General features: G+C 58.6%; 19 protein-coding genes. 8 read left to right on the forward strand and 11 right to left on the reverse strand.

All coding sequences use genetic code 11. The annotated features are described in order from the left end of the window. The first annotated feature begins 17 nt into the window (after nt 1–17). Nucleotides 18–1,070 (forward strand): NAD(P)-dependent alcohol dehydrogenase, encoded by a 1,053-nt coding sequence (locus DXX3274_RS01975; protein ID WP_042858293.1) that lies wholly within the window; start codon nt 18–20, stop codon nt 1,068–1,070. A 162-nt stretch (nt 1,071–1,232) separates the two neighbouring features. Here DXX3274_RS01975 and fis read toward each other — a convergent pair whose 3' ends face one another. The 11 genes from fis to DXX3274_RS02030 form a co-directional block, all read right to left on the reverse strand. Beyond that, nucleotides 1,233–1,517, reverse strand: coding sequence for a DNA-binding transcriptional regulator Fis (gene fis, locus DXX3274_RS01980; RefSeq protein WP_042858294.1), 285 nt, complete (start codon nt 1,515–1,517; stop codon nt 1,233–1,235). 23 nt (nt 1,518–1,540) lie between these two features. Next, on the reverse strand, nt 1,541–2,506 hold the full coding sequence (dusB, locus tag DXX3274_RS01985; protein ID WP_038663237.1) for a tRNA dihydrouridine synthase DusB: 966 nt from the start codon (nt 2,504–2,506) through the stop codon (nt 1,541–1,543). Nucleotides 2,507–2,849: 343 nt separating this feature from the next. After that, nucleotides 2,850–3,737, reverse strand: a complete 888-nt coding sequence (gene prmA, locus DXX3274_RS01990) for a 50S ribosomal protein L11 methyltransferase (protein ID WP_042858297.1) — start codon at nt 3,735–3,737, stop codon at nt 2,850–2,852. A 14-nt stretch (nt 3,738–3,751) separates the two neighbouring features. Continuing rightward, on the reverse strand, nt 3,752–5,197 hold the full coding sequence (gene panF, locus DXX3274_RS01995; RefSeq protein WP_042858299.1) for a sodium/pantothenate symporter: 1,446 nt from the start codon (nt 5,195–5,197) through the stop codon (nt 3,752–3,754). Beyond that, entirely contained in the window at nt 5,187–5,429 is a 243-nt protein-coding gene (locus DXX3274_RS02000) for a YhdT family protein (protein ID WP_042858300.1), read from the reverse strand. The genes panF and DXX3274_RS02000 overlap by 11 nt, the downstream gene beginning before the upstream one ends. Before the next feature lie 440 nt (nt 5,430–5,869). Continuing rightward, on the reverse strand, nt 5,870–7,213 hold the full coding sequence (gene accC, locus DXX3274_RS02005; RefSeq protein ID WP_042858302.1) for an acetyl-CoA carboxylase biotin carboxylase subunit: 1,344 nt from the start codon (nt 7,211–7,213) through the stop codon (nt 5,870–5,872). An 11-nt stretch (nt 7,214–7,224) separates the two neighbouring features. Beyond that, a complete protein-coding gene (gene accB, locus DXX3274_RS02010; RefSeq protein ID WP_038917541.1) occupies nt 7,225–7,686 on the reverse strand; it encodes an acetyl-CoA carboxylase biotin carboxyl carrier protein in 462 nt (153 codons plus the stop codon). A gap of 35 nt (nt 7,687–7,721) precedes the next feature. Next, on the reverse strand, nt 7,722–8,174 hold the full coding sequence (gene aroQ, locus DXX3274_RS02015; RefSeq protein WP_029456545.1) for a type II 3-dehydroquinate dehydratase: 453 nt from the start codon (nt 8,172–8,174) through the stop codon (nt 7,722–7,724). Nucleotides 8,175–8,412: 238 nt separating this feature from the next. Beyond that, entirely contained in the window at nt 8,413–9,012 is a 600-nt protein-coding gene (gene msrQ / locus DXX3274_RS02020) for a protein-methionine-sulfoxide reductase heme-binding subunit MsrQ (RefSeq protein ID WP_042858303.1), read from the reverse strand. A 67-nt stretch (nt 9,013–9,079) separates the two neighbouring features. Beyond that, nucleotides 9,080–10,081: a protein-methionine-sulfoxide reductase catalytic subunit MsrP gene (gene msrP, locus DXX3274_RS02025; protein WP_042858304.1), complete on the reverse strand. Its 1,002-nt coding sequence runs from the start codon at nt 10,079–10,081 to the stop codon at nt 9,080–9,082. Nucleotides 10,082–10,317: 236 nt separating this feature from the next. Further along, nucleotides 10,318–11,304 (reverse strand): MDR family oxidoreductase, encoded by a 987-nt coding sequence (locus DXX3274_RS02030; protein ID WP_042858305.1) that lies wholly within the window; start codon nt 11,302–11,304, stop codon nt 10,318–10,320. Nucleotides 11,305–11,456: 152 nt separating this feature from the next. Between DXX3274_RS02030 and csrD the strand changes: the two genes are divergently transcribed. From csrD to yhdP, 7 genes are all read left to right on the forward strand, one after another. After that, nucleotides 11,457–13,403: an RNase E specificity factor CsrD gene (gene csrD / locus DXX3274_RS02035; protein ID WP_042858306.1), complete on the forward strand. Its 1,947-nt coding sequence runs from the start codon at nt 11,457–11,459 to the stop codon at nt 13,401–13,403. 314 nt (nt 13,404–13,717) lie between these two features. Further along, nucleotides 13,718–14,761: a rod shape-determining protein MreB gene (gene mreB, locus DXX3274_RS02040; RefSeq protein ID WP_012883014.1), complete on the forward strand. Its 1,044-nt coding sequence runs from the start codon at nt 13,718–13,720 to the stop codon at nt 14,759–14,761. A 103-nt stretch (nt 14,762–14,864) separates the two neighbouring features. Then, nucleotides 14,865–16,004, forward strand: coding sequence for a rod shape-determining protein MreC (gene mreC, locus DXX3274_RS02045; RefSeq protein WP_038663203.1), 1,140 nt, complete (start codon nt 14,865–14,867; stop codon nt 16,002–16,004). Nucleotides 16,005–16,017: 13 nt separating this feature from the next. Then, nucleotides 16,018–16,506: a rod shape-determining protein MreD gene (gene mreD, locus DXX3274_RS02050; RefSeq protein ID WP_033570505.1), complete on the forward strand. Its 489-nt coding sequence runs from the start codon at nt 16,018–16,020 to the stop codon at nt 16,504–16,506. Between the two features lie 24 nt (nt 16,507–16,530). After that, nucleotides 16,531–17,124, forward strand: coding sequence for a nucleoside triphosphate pyrophosphatase (locus DXX3274_RS02055; RefSeq protein ID WP_042858308.1), 594 nt, complete (start codon nt 16,531–16,533; stop codon nt 17,122–17,124). Continuing rightward, a complete protein-coding gene (gene rng, locus DXX3274_RS02060; protein WP_042858309.1) occupies nt 17,114–18,583 on the forward strand; it encodes a ribonuclease G in 1,470 nt (489 codons plus the stop codon). The genes DXX3274_RS02055 and rng overlap by 11 nt, the downstream gene beginning before the upstream one ends. A gap of 109 nt (nt 18,584–18,692) precedes the next feature. Next, nucleotides 18,693–22,529 carry an AsmA2 domain-containing protein YhdP gene (yhdP, locus tag DXX3274_RS02065; RefSeq protein ID WP_042861805.1) on the forward strand — a complete coding sequence of 1,279 codons (3,837 nt, stop codon included), beginning with the start codon at nt 18,693–18,695 and terminating at the stop codon, nt 22,527–22,529. Nucleotides 22,530–22,560: the final 31 nt, after the last annotated feature.

A 22,560-nucleotide genomic window follows, 5' to 3' on the forward strand; every position in this document is an offset into this window, starting at 1 on the left:
AAGGCAAGGAGTCAACTATGACCATGAAAGTACTGGGTTATGCCGCGCAGTCATCAACCGCGCCGTTAGCGCCGTTTCACTTCACCCGCCGTACACCGCGCCCCGATGATGTGGTGGTGGAGGTGCTCTATTGCGGCGTTTGCCACTCCGATCTGCATCAGGCGCGCAATGACTGGGGGTTTAGCCATTACCCGCTGGTTCCCGGCCATGAAATCATCGGGCGTGTGACCGCCGTTGGCGCTGGCGTCACCAAATTCAAACCTGACGATCTGGTGGGTATCGGCTGCATGGTGGATTCGTGTCGTGAATGTCAGCCCTGTAAGCAGGGTCTGGAACAATACTGCGATGAAGGCAACGTGCAGACCTATAACGGGGTCGACCGTCATGATCACCAGCCGACCTATGGCGGCTATTCGCAGCAAATCGTCGCCTCGCAGGACTTTGTGCTGCGGGTTCCCGCATCAATGGACCTGAAATCGGCGGCGCCGCTGCTGTGCGCCGGGATTACCACCTGGTCGCCGCTGCGTCACTGGAACGTAGGTAAAGGCAGCAAGGTAGCGGTGGTTGGATTGGGCGGTCTGGGTCATATGGCGATCAAACTGGCTCACGCTCTCGGCGCGGAAGTGACGCTATTCACACGCTCTCCCGGCAAAGAGGCCGACGCCCGGCGTTTAGGCGCTGACCGCGTTGTGCTTTCTACTTCGGCATCGCAGATGGAAACCGTCAAAGGGCAATTTGAGCTGATTATCGACACCGTACCCTACGAGCATGATATCAACCCTTATATGCCGACGCTGACGGTAGACGGCACCCTGGTGTTTGTGGGCCTGCTGGGCGATATCAACCCGATGCTCAGTACCGTTTCGATGATTCTGGGGCGGCGGTCGGTGGCGGGCTCCTGCATCGGCGGGATTGCCGAGACGCAGGAAATGCTCGATTTCTGCGGTGAGCATGGCATCACGTCCGACGTGGAAATGATCGATATTCAGAACATCAACGCCGCCTATGAACGTATGTTGAAAAGCGACGTGAAATACCGGTTTGTCATCGATATGGCATCGCTGGCATAAGCTTCCGGCACGCTGGCTTAAGACAGTCTGATTAAGCGGAAAACGCGAAGGTGAGACGGTGGGACTGTGACACGGTAAGGCAATAAGTAAAAAGGCGCGATTCCAAACCGGTATCGCGCCTTTTGTATTCAGTGGATGACTGATGGTTATCAGTTCATGCCGTTATTTTTTCAGTTTCTTACGCAGCGTGCCGCGGTTGATACCCATCATCAGAGCAGCGCGGGTCTGGTTGCCGCGGGTGTACTGCATCACCATGTCCAACAGCGGCTGTTCTACTTCAGCCAGTACCAGCTCATACAGGTCATTCACGTCCTGACCATTCAGTTGAGCGAAATAGTTCTTCAGTGCCTGTTTAACCGAGTCGCGCAGGGGTTTTTGGGTTACCTGAGCCTGAGAGTTTACAGTGGAAACGGTCAGTACGTCAGAATTCACGCGTTGTTCGAACATAGTTCTGTCAGCTCTTTTTCTGTTTACGCAAGATTTTCAAAATATGCCTTCAACGCCTCCAGCTGTTCGCTGGCGTCCTCTATGGCGTTGAATGTGCGCCTAAACTGGTCGTTTGGGGCGTGCTCCTGGAGATACCAGGACACGTGCTTACGCGCTATACGAAATCCCTTGCCTGGACCATAAAAGTCGTGCAATTCCCGTATATGCCCGATCAACAAGCGCTTGACCTCTGCCAGTGGCAGCGGGGGCAGCAGCTCCCCTGTGTCCAGATAATGCTGGATTTCCCGAAAGATCCAGGGTCTTCCCTGAGCGGCTCGTCCTATCATCAGGGCGTCTGCCCCGGTGTAATCAAGAACCGCTCTGGCTTTGCGCGGGTCAGTAATGTCGCCATTCGCAATGATGGGAATGGAAACGCTCTGCTTAACTGTCCGAATACTGTCGTATTCCGCTTCGCCATTGAACAGACACGCGCGCGTGCGTCCATGAACGGTGAGCGCCTGAATACCACAGTCTTCAGCCAATTTGGCAATCTCTGCACAGTTACGGTGCTCCGGCGCCCAGCCGGTGCGGATTTTCAGTGTTACCGGTACGTCTACCGCTTTCACCACCGCAGTCAGGATCTGTTTGACCAGTTCCGGATACTGCAACAACGCCGATCCGGCCATCTTGCGGTTGACCTTCTTGGCCGGGCATCCCATGTTGATGTCGATTACCTGCGCGCCGTTCTCCGCATTGATTCTGGCGGCCGCCGCCATCTCGTCCGGATCGCCGCCGGCGATCTGCACCGCCCGGATACCGGGCTCATCGCTGTGTACCATGCGCAGTCGCGACTTGTCCGAACGCCACACTTCCGGATTGGAAGAGAGCATTTCGGAGACCGTCATTCCAGCGCCCATCGCGTGACAGAGTGCCCGGAACGGGCGATCGCTTACGCCCGCCATCGGGGCGGCAATCAAACGATTGGGAAGCTGAAATTGTCCAATGCGCATAGACAAAGAGTGACCATACTGTGCCTGCAAGGGCGCGTATATTACGCATTTTTTACGCGATAGGAAAGGCCAAACTTTGAGCAATTGAGCGGAACAGATCAAGGAAATGCCGCATTGCTTCCACGCTGTTTTTATTTTTCCTTTATTTACAGAATGTTATTTTCATGTCGCTGATTTTGTAAACAGGCCGGGGAAATAAAACATCTGCCTGAATATGCTGTTTCACCGCATAGAAACAGTGATTGATGGCAGCGGCAGTACATTTGTCCAGCGTTTGTCCAGCGAAATGTCCACAGGAGACGCCTGCCGGAACCGCGATGTTCCGGCAGGCAATCGCAACAGGTCAGACCGGTTTACGAACGCCGGTAATGCGGCACCACTCTTCTTTTTCCGCCACCGGGTCGAGCTGGAATCGGTCTTCATAGGCTTCCGCCACGCTTTGCGCTTGCGAAGCCAGAATACCGGACAGGCCGAGGTGGCCGCCGCTCTTAGGCAGCACGCCGATCAGCGGCGCCAGTTCACGCAGCGGGCCGGCCAGAATGTTGGCGACCACCACGTCGGCGGACAGGTCTTTTGGCTGATCCTTCGGCAGATACAGCTCCAGACGCTCGGACACGCCGTTACGCTGCGCGTTGTCGCGGCTGGCCTGAATCGCCTGCGGGTCGATATCGATGCCGATGGCGTGGGCGGCGCCGAGTTTCAGCGCGGCAATCGCCAGAATGCCGGAACCGCAGCCGAAATCGATGATGGTCTTGCCGTCCAGATCCAGCCCGTCGAGCCATTGCAGGCACAGCGAGGTGGTGGGGTGGGTGCCGGTGCCAAACGCCAGACCGGGGTCCAGCATCACGTTGACCGCGTTCGGGTCCGGCACGTCGCGCCAGCTCGGGCAAATCCACAGCCGTTTGCCGAACTGCATCGGATGGAAGTTTTCCATCCATTCCCGCTCCCAGTCCTTGTCTTCCAGCTGTTCGATTTTGTGCCGGAAACCGGCGCCGAGCAGCGGTTCCTGCTCCAGCATGGCGACCACTCCGGCCATGTCGGTTTCGGCGTCGTACAGGCCGATGACGTCGGTATCGCCCCATAAACGGGTTTCACCCGGCAGCGGTTCGAACACCGGTGTGTCATGGGTGTCCTGAAACGTGACCGAGACAGCGCCGCTTTCAGACAGCGCGTCGCCCAGTTGTTCCGCGTGTGCGCCGGACGTATTGATTTTCAGTTGAATCCACGGCATAGCAGCCTCTGACCTCAAAGTGATGAAGATGCGGCAGCCGCGGGCTGGCGCCCAACTCGGTTGCCCAGAATAAACGCCACCAGGCTTAACAGCAGCGATGGCACAATGGGATGAAAGCCGGCCAGCTGGATGTTGAAACTGGCGAGCAGGGTGTAGCTGATAGCGCCGGCAAACATTGAACACAGCGCGCCAGTGGCGTTGGCGCGTTCCCAGTACAGGCCCAACACCAGCGGCCACAGGAATACCGCTTCCAGCCCGCCGAACGCCAGCAGGTTCAGCCAGATGATCATTTCCGGCGGCCGCCACGACGCCAGCAATACCAGCAGGCCGAGCAGCAGTGTGGTGAAACTGGACAGATGGCGGATATAACGCTCGTTGCTCATCTTCTGAGGATAGACGCTCAGGTAGAGATCTTTCACGATCGTCGCGGAAGCCTGCAGCAAATGGGCGTTAATGTTCGACATGATGGCAGCCGTCGGCGCAGCCAGGAAGATCCCGGCGGCCAGCGGCGGCAGCACGGTCAGCATCAGCTCCGGCAACACCTGATCGGGAATCGTCAGGTTGGGCAGGATAGCGCGCCCCAGCGCGCCGGCCAGATGCATACCCAGCATCAATATGCTGATGACGAGGGTGCCGATCAGGATACCGCGGTGCAGCGCTTTGCTGTCGCGGTAGGAAATGCAACGCACGGCGGTGTTGGGCAGTCCGATGACGCCGAAACACACCAGCACCCAGAACGACGCCATGAACGGCGCGGACAGGATCTGGTTGCTGCCGTGCGGATCGACCAGCGCCGGGTTGATCTGCGCCAGTTTGCCGACGGCGGCCGGCAAACCGCCTGCCGCGTAGATCACGCCGGCCAGCAACAGCAGGGTGCCGATCAGCATTACAATCCCCTGAAGCGCGTCGTTCAGCACACTGGCGCGAAAGCCGCCGAACGCGGTGTAGAGCGCGATGGTAATGCCGAAAATCAGCAGCCCGACGCTATAAGGGACGTGCGCTACCGTTTCCAGCAGCCGGGCGCCGCCGATAAACTGTACCGCCATCGCGCCGATAAACGCCACCAGCAGGCTTAGGCTGGCGAACCAGACCAGCAAACGGCTGCCGTAGCGGGCGTACAGCATGTCATTGAGGGTGATGGCGTTGTAACGGCGCGCCAGAATCGCGAACTTCTTGCCAAGGATGCTCAGCGACAACAGCATGGTCGGCACCTGAATCATCGACAGCAGTACCCAGCCCAGCCCGTATTTGTAGGCTGCGCCAGGGCCGCCGATGAACGAACTGGCGCTGACATAGGTACCGATCAGCGTCATCGCCAGTACGAAGCCGCCCATCGAACGGCTGCCGATAAAATATTCGGTGAGAAAGTTGCCCTGCTGGCGACGTCGCCAGGCATAGATTGACAGGCCGAACACCAGCAGCAGATAAGCAATCAGCGGCAGGATGACATCACTCTGCATCATGATCCTCCAGTGAAACATCGCGGAACACCACGCGCACCATCAACCAACACAGGCCGATAAACAGCAACGGCAACGCCAGACAAGCCAGTTCGAACCAGTGCGGCAGACCAGTCAGTCCGGGACGGTTGTCGGGCAGATAGGCAAAGAGCACCCAGGCCACCAGATAAGCCAGCGTCAGTATCAGTGACCAGCGGGCTTCGCGGTGAGCCTGGAGAAAGCGTTTATCCATGATTTCCCCTTAATCCGGCAGGAATCAGTGTATATACCCGTCATACTTCAAGTTGCAGGTGCGTTGGCTTTATTACTCGGCCCATCCCTGGGCCTCGCCCCTGCGGGGCCGCGGTAAACCGCGTTCAACGCTGCTCCCGGCGGAGTTGTCGCTCACCCCAGTCACTTGACTTCAGTAAGCTCCTGGGGATTCGCGGCGGCGTCGCGTTACAAGGCTCAATGAGCCTTGCCCTAAAGGGCCAACGCGTTGCGTTGTTCAACACGCGAGCGTGTTGTCCTGCAACTCGAATTATTTTGGGTATAGGTGACACAAAACAGGGGATTTTACGGCATGTCAGCCAATTGCCCAGCGAAAAATCGATGCATCGAGCCAGAAAGAGGCGGGCGGCGCGGAAATAAAAACGGGCCGGCATGGCCGACCCGTTTCATCGGTGCGGGAGATTACTGCAGGCCGAGTTTCTTCTCCAGATAGTGGATGTTGGTGCCACCATGCTGGAAGTTTTCGTCGGACATGATGCGCATCTGCAATTCCACATTGGTCTTGATGCCATCAATGATCAGTTCCGCCAGTGCGTTCTTCATACGGGAAATGGCGATATCGCGGCTTTCACCGTAGGTGATCAGCTTGCCGATCATGGAATCGTAGTGCGGCGGCACGGTGTAGCCCGCGTAAATGTGCGATTCCCAGCGCACGCCAAAACCGCCCGGCGCGTGGAAGCGGGTGATCTTGCCAGGGCTCGGCAGGAAGGTGCTCGAGTCTTCGGCGTTGATACGGCATTCCACCGCGTGACCGCGTACTTTGACCTCTTCCTGCTTGATGGACAGCGGCTGGCCGGCGGCGATGCGCAGCTGTTCCTTGATCAGGTCCACGCCGGTGATCATTTCGGTAACCGGGTGCTCTACCTGAATACGGGTGTTCATTTCGATGAAATAGAACTCGCCATTTTCGAACAGGAACTCGAACGTACCGGCGCCGCGGTAGTTGATGTCCACGCAAGCCTTGGCGCAACGCTCGCCGATATAGCGGCGCAGATCGGCGGTGATGCCCGGTGCCGGCGCTTCTTCCACTACTTTCTGGTGGCGGCGCTGCATGGAGCAGTCGCGCTCCGCCAGATAGATGGCGTTGCCCTGGCCGTCTGCCAATACCTGGATCTCCACGTGACGCGGATTTTCCAGGTATTTTTCCATGTAGACCATGTCATTGTTGAACGCCGCTTTTGCTTCCGCGCGGGTCATGGCGATGGATTGCTCCAGCTCTTTTTCGCTGCGCACCACACGCATACCGCGACCGCCGCCGCCGCCGGAGGCTTTGATAATGACCGGATAACCGATGCGCTTGCCGATGGCACGGTTTTTGTCCATGTCGTCGCCCAACGGGCCGTCAGAGCCCGGCACACAGGGAACACCGGCTTTTTTCATGGCGCTGATGGCGGACACTTTGTCGCCCATCAGGCGAATGGTGTCGGCGCGCGGGCCGATGAAAATGAAGCCGGAGCGCTCAACCTGCTCGGCGAAGTCGGCGTTTTCGGACAGGAAACCGTAACCGGGGTGGATCGCCACCGCGCCGGTGATTTCCGCCGCCGAAATGATCGCCGGAATATTCAGGTAGCTTTTCGTGGACGGAGCCGGGCCGATACACACGGTTTCGTCCGCCAGCAATACGTGTTTCAGGTCGCGGTCCGCTGTGGAGTGCACGGCGACGGTTTTGATGCCCAGTTCTTTACAGGCACGCAAAATGCGCAGAGCAATCTCACCGCGGTTGGCGATGACAATTTTATCTAGCATGGTAAGCCTCGTTATTCGATGACAACCAGTGGCTCGTCAAATTCAACCGGCTGGCCGCTTTCAACCAGAATGGCTTTCACCACGCCTGCTTTGTCCGCTTCGATCTGGTTCATCATTTTCATTGCTTCAACGATGCACAGGGTATCGCCCACTTTTACCTGCTGGCCGACTTCCACGAAGGCTTTGGCGTCCGGGCTCGGCGTGCGGTAGAAGGTACCGACCATCGGCGAGCGCACGACGTGACCGCTGATGGCGGCCGGCGCGGCTTCTGCAGCGGCGGCGGGCGCAGCAACCGGGGCGGCGGCCGGAGCGACCTGCGGCATCGGCGCGTAGGCCTGTTGCATAATGGGGTAGCTACCCGGCGCCGGAGCGCGACTGATGCGTACTGACTCTTCGCCTTCGGAGATTTCCAGTTCGGCGATGCCGGATTCTTCAACCAGTTCGATCAGCTTCTTGATTTTACGAATATCCATGAATGTGGTTCCGTACTCTTGTTTATTGGAAACGGTTAATTGGACGTTGACAGGCGTTTGACCGCCGTCTGTAAACCATAATGGTATCCGTCTGCCCCCAGACCGCAGATCACCCCGGCCGACACGTCGGACAGGTAGGAGTGATGGCGGAAGGGTTCACGTGCGTACACGTTGGTCAGATGGATCTCGATAAACGGGATGGCGACCGCCAGCAGGGCATCCCGCAGCGCCACACTGGTGTGGGTAAAGGCTGCCGGGTTAATCAGAATGAAATCGGTGTTTCCTCTGGCCTGATGGATACGGTCAATCAGCTCATGTTCCGCATTCGACTGCAGGTGGGAAAGCTGCACGTTCAGCGCTGCCGCATCCTGCTCCAGTCGGCTCACGATCTCCGCCAGCGTCGTATGGCCGTATTTGTCCGGCTCACGGGTGCCCAGCAGATTCAGGTTTGGACCGTTAAGGAGCAAAATGTGAAACTTGTCTGCCATTGTGCTGCTATCTCCCTCGATTGGCTCAGTGGCGCACAACATAACGCGAAGCTATCCGTTTGTCACCCTTTGCCGGGCGAAAATATCCGTTTTCACCCGCAAGGTTTGAACATTATAGCCATATCGTAGCAGTTGGCAGCGAAATACTGGTCTTATCTGCGGAGTTGCCACGTCGGTATTGACAAAATTTTACGAAATTTCACTGAAAACGCCGCCTGATTCACGCCGATATTCCCGATTAACGACGCCACTGGCGCAATTTCTTGTAGCGAAAAAGCAGCAAGATGACGGCAACTAACGCATAAATGATTGGCAATGGCGACAGCGATTTGACCGACCAAAGATAATGAACCGGGGCGAGGATCGCGACCAGATAAATGAGATTGTGCAGCTTTTGCCAGCGAGCTCCCAGTTTTCGCTGTGCCGATTGGGTGGAGGTCGCCGTCAGCGCCAGCAGGATTAGCCAGCTCGCCATACCGAGCGTCAGGTAAGGGCGCAGGAAAATCTCTTTTCCCAGCAGATCGAGATGATTGACCCCCAACTCCAGCAAGGTATAGCTAAGCAGGTGCAGGCTGGCCCAGGCGAAACACCACAGCCCCAGCAGGCGGCGACAACGGATTAGCAACGGCTGCTTACCGTAGCGCGCCAGCGGCGTCACCATCAGCGTCGCCAGCAGCAGTTTCAGCGCCATTCTACCGGTAAAATGCTGGATATCTTTTGCCGGATCGGCGCTGAACGCGCCCTGATTGACGGCGAATACCAGCCATGCCAGCGGCAGAAACGCCGCCAGATGGAGCGCCACTTTCAGGGCTGTGATGTGTCGGGCGGTTAAACGCATGCGGACGTTTTCCTGTGCATTGAGCATTCCTGTGAGTCCCGGATCATACGGATTAAACCCGCGGCGATCAGAAGTTCGCCCGTAAATCCAGCCCCTGATACAGCGAGGCGACCTGATCGGCATAGCCGTTGAACATCAGCGTCGGCTGGCGTTGAACGTTCAACAATCCGCCGGAGCCGATCACCCGTTCGCTGGCCTGCGACCAGCGCGGATGGTCGACGTTCGGATTGACGTTGGCGTAAAACCCGTACTCGTTGGGTGCGGACAGATTCCAGGTAGACGGCGGCGGCTGTCGGGTCAACCGGATATGCACGATGGATTTGATGTTCTTGAAGCCGTATTTCCACGGCGTAACCAGCCGTATCGGCGCGCCGTTTTGCGGCGGCAGCGTTTTGCCGTATACGCCGACCGCCAGCAAGGTCAGCGGGTGCATGGCTTCGTCCATGCGTAACCCTTCGACGTAGGGATAGTCCAGGCCGCCGCCCACGAAACTGTCTTTCTGACCGGGCATCTGCGCCGGGTCATAGAGCGTCTGAAAGGCGACATAACGGGCGTCGCTGGTTGGCTCGGCCAGTTTTATCAATTGCGACAGTTCAAAGCCGACCCACGGGATCACCATCGACCAGGCTTCGACGCAGCGAAAACGGTAGATGCGTTCTTCCAGCGCGAAACGGCGACGAATGTCGTCGATATCCAGCGTCATGGGTTTGGCGACTTCGCCGTCAATCCGGACTTTCCAGCTCTCGGTCTTGAGACCGCCCGCGTTGGCGGCAGGGTCGGCCTTGTCCAGACCGAATTCGTAGAAGTTGTTGTAGCCGGTTACTTTGTCTTCCGGCGTTAACGCCAGATCCGGGCGCCACTGCGGCGGCTGACTGAACGTCAGCGGCTTGCCGGGCGGCGCGACAGGCGCCGGTTTGCCCTGGAACCAGTTGAGCAGGTCGGCGCGCGCGCCGGACGACAGGCTCAGCGTGGCGGCGGTAAGGCCTAGCGCCTTGAGGACGGTTCGGCGTTGGTGGAACAGCGATTCCGGCGTCACATCGGCGCCGGTCAGTTTGCGATGTCTGGGCATGGTGAACTCCCGCTTTTGATTATTGATGTCTGGCTGGGGGATTCGGGTTAAATGCTCGCCCTGATGGCGATGTGGTCAGTATGCGGTGAAATAATGTGCCGGGGAAACGTTCTTTTTTTACCGGGTGTTACATATCTACCGGATATTACACTCTACTGAGTGTGCCGGTTGTTCATTCTAGCGGTTGCTGCAAAGGAGAAGAGGACGGGCCGTTGTCGGCCCGTCCTGAAACCGGGTTAGTCCGCTGCGCCGACGCGCACCAGCGTACGGCCGGTAACCCGGTTTTCCAGCAGTGCAGCGGCGGTGGCGGGAACCTGCTCCAGCGTAATTTCCTGCGTGACTTGCTCATAGAAGGAAGCCGGCAGCAGTGTGGCCAGACGACGCCAGGCTTCCTGACGCCGTGCGCGTGGCGTCATCACCGAGTCGACCCCTTGCAGGCGCACATTGCGCAGAATAAACGGCATCACCGTGGCAGGCAGCGATACGCCGCCTGCCAGCCCGCATGCCGCGACGGTTGCGCCGTAATGCATTTGGGTCAGCAGCGTCGCCAGCACCTGATCGCCCACCGTGTCGATGGCGCCTGCCCAGCGTTGTTTCTCCAGCGGACGACCGGCGGTGGCGAACTCCTGGCGATCCAGCACCTGATGCGCGCCAAGTTGTTGCAGATAGGCGCTGTTGTCCGCCCGGCCGCTGATCGCCGTAACCTGATAACCCAGCGCGTGCAACAGCGCAACGGCGGTACTGCCGACGCCGCCGCTGGCGCCGCTGACCACCACCTCGCCGCTCGCCGGGGTCACTCCGCCTTCTTCCAGCGCTATGACGCACAGCATGGCGGTGAAGCCGGCGGTGCCGATGATCATCGCCTGACGCGGCGAGAGCCCCTGCGGCAACGGCACCAGCCAGTCGGCCCGCACTCGCGCCTGTTCCGCCAGCCCGCCCCAGTGATTTTCTCCCACGCCCCATCCGGTCAGTACCACGGCCTGCCCGGCCTTGAAGTCGGGATGGTCGCTGTGGCGAACGGTTCCGGCAAAATCGATACCCGGCACCATCGGGAACTGACGAATGATCTTCCCTTTGCCGGTGATAGCCAGCGCATCCTTATAGTTGATGCCGGACCAGTCGACGTCGACGGTGACATCGCCATCAGGTAATTGTGACGGTTCGATGGTACTGACGTCGGCCAAAGTCAGACCGTCTTGTTGCCTGAGTACTAAAGCGCGCATAAAAATCCTCCTTATCGGGGACAAAAATAGAGGTAAATCATTTAAGGACTATATTTGTAACGGGTAGTATGCGAACTGATAAATCGCAAAGAACACACAAAGTATCTCATGAAAGCACTTTTCAATTCTTTGATACGGAGTTAGGCGCAGGGATGGGGTTGACTGCCAGAATATCGATATTGATGACGATGCTAACGACATTGGCCGTAGTGCTAATGTTGGCCAGCAGCATTTTTAGTTTTGTGTGTTATAGCCAGCAACGAATGGAGCACCAGCTCAGGGCGGTGGCGGCGAGTATTGATCAGGCACTGCTGGTGCAGCCGCCCGGCAGTATCCAGTTCTGGTTGCCGGCGGTGATGAAAGCGGCCGGAATCGTGGAGCTGGAGATTCGCGACGGTCACGAAAGCCTCTATTTATTACGTTTGCCGGAAATGTTGTCTGACGGCGAGGATCGGGCGCTGCTCTATCGTCATACCCGTTTATCGCTGCTGCACCATACTGACGTGCGGGTAAACGTAACCTACGTCGACCCGTTGCTCGGGACGCCCCGCTATCTCAAATCCTCGTTATCTATCGTGCTGATGATTTTAGTGATTGCGGTGGTCGTATTTCATGGCGTGCGCTGGCTGCGACGTCAAATGGCCGGTCAGGAACAGCTGGAGAAGCGCGCCCGACGCATTCTGGCGGGCGAGCGCGATACCGTGATGCACGGTTCGGTACACGAATGGCCGGCGACGGCCAGCGGCGCGCTGGACCAGTTGCTGCTGGATTTGGCGGAGGCGCGCGAAGCGCGCAGTCGGGTGGATACGCTGATCCGCTCGTTTGCGGCGCAGGATGCGCAAACCGGCCTGAATAACCGGCTGTTTTTTGAAAATCAGCTCGCCACGCAACTGGAAGATCCGGAAGACGTCGGCACGCACGGCGTGGTGATGATGATCCGCCTGCCGGATTTTGACACCTTGCAGGAAACGCACGGCTACGGCGGCGTGCTCGAAGAGTATCGCAATACCCTGATCAACCTGCTGTCCACGTTTGTCTTACGCTACCCCTCCGCGCTGCTGGCGCGTTACTACCACAGCGATTTTACGGTGCTGCTGCCGCACCGCACCCTGAAAGAAGCGGACAGCATCGCCAGCCAACTGGTGAAAGCGATCGATATTCTGCCGGTTACGCCGTTGATCGATCGGGAAGACATTTTGCACATCGGCATCAGCGCCTATCACGGCGGACAGACCACCGAACAGGTGATGGAAAGCGTGGAAGATGCCACTCGCAACGCCGTATTGCAGGGCGGCAACGGCTGGTGCGTTTATGACCGGCGGGTGCCGGAAAAAGGCCGCGGCAGCGTGAAGTGGCGCACGCTGCTGGAACATACCCTGCTGCGCGGCGGGCCGCGTTTATATCAGAAGCCGGCGATTACCCGCGACGGCGAGGTGCATCACCGGGAAATGTTTAGCCGAATTTATGATGGCACCCAGGAATTGCTGGAGGCGGAGTACATGCCGCTGGTGCGTCAGCTCGGCCTGACCTCCGGTTATGACCGGCAGTTGATCAACCGGGTGATTGCCCTGACGGTCAGTTGGCAGGATTCGGTGCTGGCTTTACCGATTACGGTGGATTCGCTGTTACAGCGGCCGTTCCTGCGCTGGCTGCGCGAAACCCTGCTCCAGTGTCCGAAAAGGCAGCGTGAGCGATTATTGTTTGAACTTGCTGAAGCGGATGTGTGTCAATATATCGGCCGTTTGCGACCGATACTTGCCATGATCACCGGTCTGGGCTGCCGGCTGGCGGTGACGCAGGCCGGGCTGACGCTGGTCAGCACCGCCTATATCAAGTCGCTGCGGGTGGAGGTGATCAAGCTGCACCCGGGGCTGGTGCGCAGCCTGGATAAGCGACCGGAGAACCAGCTGTTCGTCAGTAGTCTGACCGAAGCCTGTAAGGGGACGCACGCTCAGGTGTTCGCCGCCGGCGTGCGTACGCGCGAAGAGTGGCAGACGTTGCTGGATAAAGGCGTTTGCGGCGGTCAGGGCGATCTGTTCGCCGCTTCCGAGCCTGTCGGCAACACGCTGAAAAAATATTCACCGCGCACGTATGTTTGATGTCAAAATCCGAACAAATTAGCGTAGAATATCGGCGCCATAGCGTAGCTGACCGGTTTGCTGAACGGGGCGGCGCGCACGAAAATGTTAGATTTTATGTCGGTGGTTCGCGCAATTTTCGGGGACAGCTCGCGACAATCCCAGCCGCTGCCAGAAGGATCGCTGTTCTGCAGGCATTTATTATCATGGCAATTTGCGCAAACATCATTTTTTCACCGTAGCAGAGCCGGTTAGCGCCTTGTCGCTGTTGCGTGTGGTTGGTACAGTAAGCGGATTTCATTTCCGCCCCCAGCTTGCAGGATTATCCTTTAGTTATGTTTAAGAAATTTCGTGGCATGTTTTCCAACGACTTGTCCATCGACCTGGGTACCGCCAATACCCTGATTTACGTAAAAGGACAAGGCATTGTACTGAATGAGCCTTCCGTGGTGGCTATTCGCCAGGATCGTGCCGGTTCCCCGAAAAGCGTGGCCGCCGTCGGTCACGAGGCCAAACAGATGTTGGGCCGTACGCCGGGCAATATCGCCGCCATTCGTCCGATGAAGGACGGCGTGATCGCCGACTTCTTCGTCACCGAAAAAATGCTGCAGCACTTCATCAAACAGGTGCACAGCAACAGCTTCATGCGTCCGAGTCCGCGCGTGCTGGTGTGTGTGCCGGTCGGCGCCACCCAGGTTGAACGCCGTGCGATCCGTGAATCCGCTCAGGGCGCAGGCGCCCGCGAAGTGTTCCTGATCGAAGAGCCGATGGCGGCTGCGATCGGCGCCGGTCTGCCGGTATCCGAAGCGACCGGCTCCATGGTAGTGGATATCGGCGGCGGTACCACGGAAGTGGCGGTGATCTCCCTGAACGGCGTGGTGTACTCCTCTTCGGTGCGTATCGGCGGCGACCGCTTTGACGAAGCCATCATCAATTATGTGCGCCGTAACTACGGCTCGTTGATCGGTGAAGCGACCGCTGAGCGTATCAAACACGAAATCGGTTCCGCCTATCCGGGCGACGAAGTGCGCGAAATCGAAGTGCGCGGTCGTAACCTGGCTGAAGGCGTGCCGCGCGGTTTCAACCTCAACTCCAATGAAATCCTGGAAGCGTTGCAGGAACCGCTGACCGGTATCGTCAGCGCCGTGATGGTCGCACTGGAACAGTGCCCGCCGGAACTGGCGTCCGATATTTCTGAACGCGGCATGGTGTTGACCGGCGGCGGCGCGCTGTTGCGCAACCTCGATCGCCTGCTGATGGAAGAAACCGGCATTCCGGTCGTGGTGGCGGAAGATCCGTTGACCTGCGTAGCGCGTGGCGGTGGTAAGGCGTTGGAAATGATCGACATGCATGGCGGCGATTTGTTCAGCGAAGAATAATCCGGCCAGAACAAAGAAGGGGGACCGATCGCATGGATGAAAGCCTGCCGTATTCATCCCGCGTGGTAGCCCCCTTTTTTATTGTCGAGGAATACGCAATTTTATGAAGCCGATTTTTAGCCGGGGCCCTTCCCTGCAACTGCGCCTTTTTCTTGCAGTTATTACCGCAATTGTCATTATTTTTGCTGACAGTCGGCTCGGTACGTTTGTCAAAATCAGAACGTACATGGATACCGCCGTCAGCCCGTTCTATTTTCTGGCGAATGGCCCGCGCGCCATGCTGGACAACCTGTCCGCCAATCTGACCTCACGTGAACAGCTGGAGCGGGAAAATACCGCCCTGCGTCAGGAACTGCTGCTGAAAAACAGCGATCTGCTGCTGCTGGGGCAATTTCGTCAGGAGAACGCCCGTCTGCGCGAACTGCTGGGGTCGCCGCTGCGTCAGGAAGAGCAGAAGATGGTCACGCAGGTGCTGTCCTCCGGTTCCGATCCCTATAGCGATCAGGTGGTGATCGACAAAGGCAACGTCAATGGCGTGTATGAAGGGCAACCGGTCATCAGCGATAAAGGCGTGGTCGGCCAGGTTGTCGCGGTGGGGCAGTTTACCAGCCGCGTGCTGTTGATTTGCGATGCGTCTCATGCGCTGCCGATTCAGGTGCTGCGCAACGACATCCGCGTTATCGCCGCCGGCAACGGCTGCACCGAAGATTTACAACTGGAACATCTGCCCAACAATACCGATATTCGGGTCGGCGATGTGCTGGTCACCTCCGGTCTGGGCGGGCGTTTCCCGGAAGGGTATCCGGTGGCGGTGGTGTCGTCCGTGAAAGTGGACACCCAGCGCGCTTACACCGTTATTCAGGCGCGTCCTACCGCTGAACTGCAACGTCTGCGTTATCTGTTGCTGATGTGGGGCGTCGACAGTAATTCCCGTACCGCGCTGCCGCCGGACGACGTGCACCGGGTAGCGAACGAGCGCCTGATGCAGATGATGCCGCACGTGCTGCCGTCGCCAGAGGAAATGGGGCCGCCTGCGCCGTCGTCAAACACGCCGGCGGCTGACTTTGTCGGCCCGCCCGCGCCGCCTGCTAAAACGGCGCCGGCCAAAACCAATAATGCGGCGCCGTCCAAACCGGCGAACGCCACATCATCCCGGCATACCACGACGCCAGCCGCCAATCCGGCTGCGCCGTCGCAGCAAAGGACCACGCCCGCGCCCGGCGCGTCGGGAGGTAACCAATGACGGGAGGTAACCCATGAATAGTTACCGCCGGCACGGGCACTGGATCATCTGGCTCTCTTTTCTGGTGGCAATGGTGCTGCAGATCATGCCCTGGCCGGATGACCTCTACATGTATCGCCCTTCCTGGTTGACGCTGATCCTGATTTATTGGGTGATGGCGTTGCCGCACCGGGTTAATGTCGGCACCGGGTTTGTGCTGGGGATGATCACCGACCTGATCCTCGGCTCCACGCTGGGAGTACGGGCGCTGGGGCTGAGCATCATCGCTTATCTGGTGGCGTTCAAATTCCAGCTGTTCCGCAACATGGCGCTGTGGCAGCAGGCGCTGATCGTCATGCTGTTGTCGCTGGTGCTGGATTTGCTGGTGTTCTGGGCTGAGTTCCTGGTGATCAATGTCTCTTTACGACCGGAAATTTTCTGGAATAGTGTCGTCGACGGCATACTGTGGCCGTGGCTGTTCCTGCTGATGCGCAAGATTCGCCGCCAGTTTGCCGTTCAATAACAAGCAAATGATAAGAGGAAAGTGATGACCGATCTGTATCTGGCATCCGCGTCGCCGCGTCGCCGCGAATTGCTGACGTTGCTGGACCTGGCGTTCGATATTTTGAAGATCGATGTCGCCGAGCAACGCCAGCCGGATGAAACGCCGGAACAGTATGTCAGCCGTCTGGCGTGCGACAAAGCCGCCGCCGGCGTGGCGGCAGCGCCGATGGATTTGCCGGTGCTGGGCGCCGATACCATTGTGGTGCTGAACGGTCAGGTGCTGGAAAAACCCCGCGATGAAGAAGACGCCGTCCGCATCCTGCGCGCGCTGTCCGGCCAGCGTCATCAGGTGATGACCGCGCTGGCGCTGGCGGACCGCCGTGAGAGCGTGTCGGCGCGGGTCGTGACCGAGGTTCAATTCCGCACGCTATCCGACGACGAAATTACGCAATATATCGCCAGCGGCGAGCCGATGGATAAAGCCGGCGCTTACGGTATTCAGGGAAAGGGCGGATGTTTCGTTAAATCGATTTTCGGGAGCTATCACGCCGTGGTAGGGTTGCCATTGGTGGAAACTCTTGAATTGTTCACACATTTTTCTGCACGGCGTAAAGAACGAGGAACCCATGACCGCTGAGTTGCTGGTAAACATTACCCCTTCAGAGACGCGTGTCGCTTATATTGACGGCGGTATTTTGCAGGAAATCCATATCGAGCGGGAAGCCCGGCGTGGAATTGTCGGCAATATCTACAAAGGCCGGGTCAGCCGTGTGCTGCCGGGCATGCAGGCGGCGTTCGTCGATATCGGGCTGGATAAAGCGGCGTTTCTGCACGCTTCCGATATCATGCCGCATACCGAGTGCGTGGCTGGCGACGAGCAGAAAAATTTCCATGTGCGCGACATCGCCGAACTGGTGCGTCAGGGGCAGGACCTGATGGTCCAGGTGGTGAAAGACCCGCTCGGCACCAAGGGCGCGCGCCTGACTACCGATATCACGCTGCCGTCACGTTATCTGGTGTTCATGCCGGGCGCGTCGCACGTCGGGGTCTCCCAGCGTATTGAAAGCGAAGCCGAGCGCGAGCGCCTGAAAAAGACGGTGGCCGATTACTGCGACGAGCAGGGCGGCTTTATCATCCGTACCGCCGCCGAGGGCGTGGGCGAAGAAGAGCTGGCGCAAGATGCCGCCTTTCTCAAGCGCTTGTGGACCAAGGTGATGGAGCGCAAAAAGCGCAACCAGACCAAATGCAAACTGTATGGCGAGCTGGCGCTGGCCCATCGCATCCTGCGTGATTTTGCCGGCGCGTCGTTGGATCGCATCCGTGTTGATTCAAAGCTGACCTACGACTCGCTGCTGGAGTTCACCGCCGAATACATCCCGGAAATGACCAGCAAGCTGGAGCATTACAGCGGCAAACAGCCGATTTTCGACCTGTACGACGTGGAAAACGAGATTCAGCGGGCGCTGGATCGCAAGGTAGAGCTGAAATCCGGCGGCTACCTGATTATCGACCAGACGGAAGCGATGACCACCATCGACATCAACACCGGCGCGTTTGTCGGTCACCGCAATCTGGACGAAACCATTTTCAATACCAATATCGAAGCGACGCAGGCGATTGCCCGTCAGCTGCGGCTACGCAATCTGGGCGGGATCATCATCATCGATTTTATCGACATGGGGAATGAGGATCACCGCCGTCGCGTGCTGCATTCGCTGGAGCAGGCGCTAAGCAAGGATCGGGTCAAAACCGGTATCAGCGGCTTCTCTCAATTGGGACTGGTGGAGATGACGCGCAAGCGCACCCGTGAGAGCATAGAACATGTGTTGTGCAGCGAATGTCCTACCTGTCGCGGCCGCGGGTCGGTCAAAACCGTGGAAACCGTGTGCTATGAAATCATGCGCGAAGTCGTGCGTGTGCACCATGCTTATGATTCCGACCGCTTCCTGGTTTACGCCTCGCCGGCGGTGGGCGAAGCATTGAAAAGCGACGAGTCGCATGCGCTGGCGGAAGTGGAGATTTTCGTCGGCAAGCAGGTCAAGGTTCAGATCGAACCCCTGTACAGTCAGGAACAGTTTGATGTGGTCATGATGTAAGGTCATGCCGCCCGCCGCCAAGACCGGCTGGCGGGTTTTTTGCTGTTAAGGTTTTTGCTCGTCGCCGGTGACGAACAACGAGGAGACATGTGTGAGGCGACTGGCCGGCATAAAACGATTGCCCGGAATAGCTGCAGCCACGGGGGCCATTCTGATTGTACTGGTCGCGCTGCTGGTCAGCGGCCTGAGAATGGTGCTGCCGACGCTGGATACTTTCCGGCCACAGGTCGTGGCCTGGGCGCAGTCCGTCACCGGTTTGCCGATGGAGGTGGAGAGCCTCAGCGGCAGTTGGGAAACCTTCGGCCCCACGCTGGATATCACTAATCTACGTATTCATCATCCGGACGCCGAGTGGCAATCGGAACGCATTTCGGTGGCGCTGGATGTTTGGCAGTCGCTGCTGCATCTGAAGTGGAAATTCCGCGATCTCACGTTTTATCACCTGCAAGTAGACATCAAAACGCCGATCGACCCCGATCGACAGCGCGCCCGTACCTGGGAGCCGGATCAACTTGGCTCGTTGTTCCTGCGACAGTTCGATCATTTCGATCTGCGCGATAGCCGCATTCGTTTCCTGACCCCGGCGGGTACCCAGGCCGAGCTGCAAATTCCTCAACTGACCTGGCTGAACGGTAAAAACCGGCACCGGGCGGAAGGGCAAATTAGCCTGTCCAGTCTTAACGGCCCGCACGGCATGGTGCAGTTGCGGATGGATTTGCGCGATGAGCAGGGCTGGCTGAATAACGGCGTGGTCTATCTGCAGGCCGACAACATCGACATGAAACCGTGGCTGGGCCGCTGGATTCGCAACAACACCGGGCTGGAGAGCGCCAATTTCAGCCTCGCCGCCTGGTTACAGGTGCGGGAAGGCGACATGTACGGCGGCGATCTGTTGCTCAGTCAGGGCGATGCCAGCTGGCGCGACGGCGCCACGTTGCACCGGCTGGGAATTAACGGCATGACGCTGCACGCCAGCCGCTACCAGAACGGCTGGCAGTTGGATGTGCCGGCGCTGAACCTGTCCACCGATGGCGTCGACTGGCCGAAAGGGCAGCTGTCCGCCCTGTGGCTGCCGGCGAATGCTCAGTTGCTGGGGCCGGACCGTCCGGCCGAGTTACGCATCCGCGGTCGTCACCTGGCGTTGGAGCGCCTGGGGCCGCTGCTGCCGCTGTTAAGCACCACCACGCCGGAACTGAAAACCCGCTGGCAGGCACTGCAACCGGAAGGGCAATTGACCACGCTGGCGCTGGATATCCCCTTGCAGCAACCCGAACAGACTCGCTTTCAGGCGAGCTGGCAGGATGTCGGCTGGAAAAACTGGCAACTGCTGCCGGGCGCCAATCATGTTTCCGGCGAGGCGGCGGGCAGTCTGGCGCGCGGGCGGGTGCGGGTGAATCTGGCGCAGAGCACCTTGCCGTATCAGGATATGTTCCGCGCGCCGCTGGATATCCGGCAGGCGGACGCCACGCTGGACTGGCGCAACGACTCTCAGGGCTGGGAGCTGTGGGGGCAGGGGCTGGACGTTCGCTCCCGTTCGCTGTGGGCCAACGGTGATTTCCGCTATCGTCATCCCGCTCAGGGAGAACCGCGGCTGGATATTCTGGCCGGGATTCGGCTCGGCGATGCCGCCGATGCCTGGCGCTACTATCCCGAACCTTTTATGGGCAAGGATCTGGTGGATTACCTGACCGGCGCCATCAAATCGGGACAGGTGGATAATGCCACGCTGGTGTTCGCCGGTAACCCGGCGCATTTCCCGTTCGAGCATCAGGAAGGGCAGTTTCAGGTCTGGGTGCCGCTGGAAAAATCGCGTTTCGAGTTCCAACCCGGCTGGCCCGCGCTGGACAATCTGAATATTACCCTGAATTTCCTTAATAACGGCCTGTGGATGTCGGCGCCGCATGTGATGCTGGGCGAGGCCGAAGGGCGCAACATCAATGCCGTGATCCCGGATTACAGCAAGGAAAAACTGCTGATTGACGGCGACATCCGCGGAAGCGGTAAAAAAGTGAGCGATTACTTCGCGCAGACGCCGATGAAACCCACGCTGGGCAGCGCGCTGACGCAGCTCCAGATTGGCGGAGACGTGCAGGGCAACCTGCATCTCGATATCCCGCTCAATGGTGGGTTGGTGAAGGCCAGCGGCGACGTAGCGCTCAACAATAACCAGCTGTTTATCAAGCCGCTGGATGTGTCGCTCCAGTCAGTCAGCGGGATGTTCCATTACGATAACGGCAACCTCTCCAGTCAGACGCTACAAGCGCGCTGGCTCGAACAACCGCTTACCTTCAACTTCTCGACTCAGGAACAGGAAAAGGCGTTTCTGGTTAATGTCGGATTGCAGGGAAGCTGGGCGGTGTCCCGTTTGCCGGGGCTGCCCAAGCCGGTAGCGGCGGCGCTTAATGGCAATGCCGGCTGGCAGAGCACGGTACAGGTAACGCTGCCGCATCAGGGGCCATCCAGTTATGAAGTGACGGTTCAGGGCGATCTTAAAGAAGTGAGCAGTCACTTACCTTCTCCGCTGAATAAAGCCGGAGGAACGGCGCAGGGGCTGCAGGTCAGCGCCAAAGGGGACGTCCGCGGTTTCTCGCTCACCGGTTCGTTGGGAAAAAATCAGGCTTTCAACAGTCAGTGGCTGCTTAAAGATAACAAGGTCATGCTGACGCGAGCCGCCTGGCAGGAAGGGACGAAACCCCCACCGCTGCCGGATGATTCGTCGCTGACGCTGGCGCTGCCGCCGCTGGACGGCGAGCGCTGGCTGGCGCTGCTGCCCGGCGTGCGCAACGCCGTGACGGCGCAGGCCGGAACCAGCCGTTTTCAGTGGCCGGAGCGGGTGACGCTGACCACGCCGGAACTGAAAATACTTGGTCAGCAATGGCATGACCTGATGTTTACCAGCCGCAGCCAGAACGGCGGCAGCGAAATTACCGCCGCCGGCAGGGAAATCGACGGCCGCCTGCTGATCCCAACTTCCGGGCTGTGGCGCGGCGATGTGCGCTATCTTTATTATAATCCGCAGTGGCAAGGGGACGATGCGACCAACCCGGCGGCGCTGGCGGAGAAAAAATCGCCGCTCAACGATCCCAGCATCCGCTTTGAAGACTGGCCGGCGTTGCAGTTCGAATGCCGTGAATGCTGGTTGATGGGGCAAAACGTCGGGCAGATGAAAGGCACGTTGCAACCGGAACCCAACAAGCTGGTGCTGGCTAACGGGCTGGTCGATAACGGTAAGGCGAAGCTGACGCTGGACGGCAGCTGGCAGGAAAGCGGCGAAGGTACCCGCACGGCTATCAAAGGGCAATTGTCCGGCGGCAGCCTGAGCGACAACGCCGACTGGCTGGGGTTGGCGACGCCGCTGCGCGCCGGCGCGTTCAAGGTAGACTACGACCTATACTGGCACGGTTCGCCGTGGGCGCCGCATATCCCGAGCCTGAGCGGGATCCTGAAAACCGATATCGGCAAAGGCGAAATCGTCAACGTCGGCACCGGCCAGGCCGGGCAATTATTACGGCTGGTGAGTTTCGATGCGCTGCTGCGTAAGCTACAGTTTGATTTCAGCGACACCTTCGGCAAAGGCTTTTACTTTGACTCGGTTCGCAGCACGGCGTGGATAAAAGACGGCGTGCTGCACACCGATAATCTGCTGGTGGACGGCCTTGAGGCGGATATCGCCATGAAAGGCGATATCGACCTGGTGAAGCGTGAACTGTCGATGGAAGCGGTGGTGGCGCCGGAGATTTCCGCCACCGTCGGCGTAGCGACCGCCTTTGCGGTCAACCCGGTAATCGGGGCGGCGGTGTTTGCCGCCAGCAAGGTGCTGGCGCCGTTGTGGAGTAAAATTTCCCTGATTCGTTACCACATTTCCGGTAGTGTGGATCAACCAAAGATTCAGGAAGTAGTGCGTGAACCGCAAAAAGCCAAAGCCGCCGAGGCGGCGGGCCAGTAACTGCGGTCTGGTTATCTGATGACATTGACAA

Source organism: Dickeya sp. NCPPB 3274 (assembly GCF_000406205.1).
Taxonomy (GTDB): Bacteria; Pseudomonadota; Gammaproteobacteria; order Enterobacterales; family Enterobacteriaceae; genus Dickeya; species Dickeya fangzhongdai.

Coding starts and splice junctions, on each gene's coding strand:
- DXX3274_RS01975 (WP_042858293.1), top strand. CDS start 18: ATGACCATGAAAGTACTGGGTTATGCCGCGCAGTCATCAACCGCGCCG.
- fis (WP_042858294.1), bottom strand. CDS start 1,517: ATGTTCGAACAACGCGTGAATTCTGACGTACTGACCGTTTCCACTGTA.
- dusB (WP_038663237.1), bottom strand. CDS start 2,506: ATGCGCATTGGACAATTTCAGCTTCCCAATCGTTTGATTGCCGCCCCG.
- prmA (WP_042858297.1), bottom strand. CDS start 3,737: ATGCCGTGGATTCAACTGAAAATCAATACGTCCGGCGCACACGCGGAA.
- panF (WP_042858299.1), bottom strand. CDS start 5,197: ATGCAGAGTGATGTCATCCTGCCGCTGATTGCTTATCTGCTGCTGGTG.
- DXX3274_RS02000 (WP_042858300.1), bottom strand. CDS start 5,429: ATGGATAAACGCTTTCTCCAGGCTCACCGCGAAGCCCGCTGGTCACTG.
- accC (WP_042858302.1), bottom strand. CDS start 7,213: ATGCTAGATAAAATTGTCATCGCCAACCGCGGTGAGATTGCTCTGCGC.
- accB (WP_038917541.1), bottom strand. CDS start 7,686: ATGGATATTCGTAAAATCAAGAAGCTGATCGAACTGGTTGAAGAATCC.
- aroQ (WP_029456545.1), bottom strand. CDS start 8,174: ATGGCAGACAAGTTTCACATTTTGCTCCTTAACGGTCCAAACCTGAAT.
- msrQ (WP_042858303.1), bottom strand. CDS start 9,012: ATGCGTTTAACCGCCCGACACATCACAGCCCTGAAAGTGGCGCTCCAT.
- msrP (WP_042858304.1), bottom strand. CDS start 10,081: ATGCCCAGACATCGCAAACTGACCGGCGCCGATGTGACGCCGGAATCG.
- DXX3274_RS02030 (WP_042858305.1), bottom strand. CDS start 11,304: ATGCGCGCTTTAGTACTCAGGCAACAAGACGGTCTGACTTTGGCCGAC.
- csrD (WP_042858306.1), top strand. CDS start 11,457: ATGGGGTTGACTGCCAGAATATCGATATTGATGACGATGCTAACGACA.
- mreB (WP_012883014.1), top strand. CDS start 13,718: ATGTTTAAGAAATTTCGTGGCATGTTTTCCAACGACTTGTCCATCGAC.
- mreC (WP_038663203.1), top strand. CDS start 14,865: ATGAAGCCGATTTTTAGCCGGGGCCCTTCCCTGCAACTGCGCCTTTTT.
- mreD (WP_033570505.1), top strand. CDS start 16,018: ATGAATAGTTACCGCCGGCACGGGCACTGGATCATCTGGCTCTCTTTT.
- DXX3274_RS02055 (WP_042858308.1), top strand. CDS start 16,531: ATGACCGATCTGTATCTGGCATCCGCGTCGCCGCGTCGCCGCGAATTG.
- rng (WP_042858309.1), top strand. CDS start 17,114: ATGACCGCTGAGTTGCTGGTAAACATTACCCCTTCAGAGACGCGTGTC.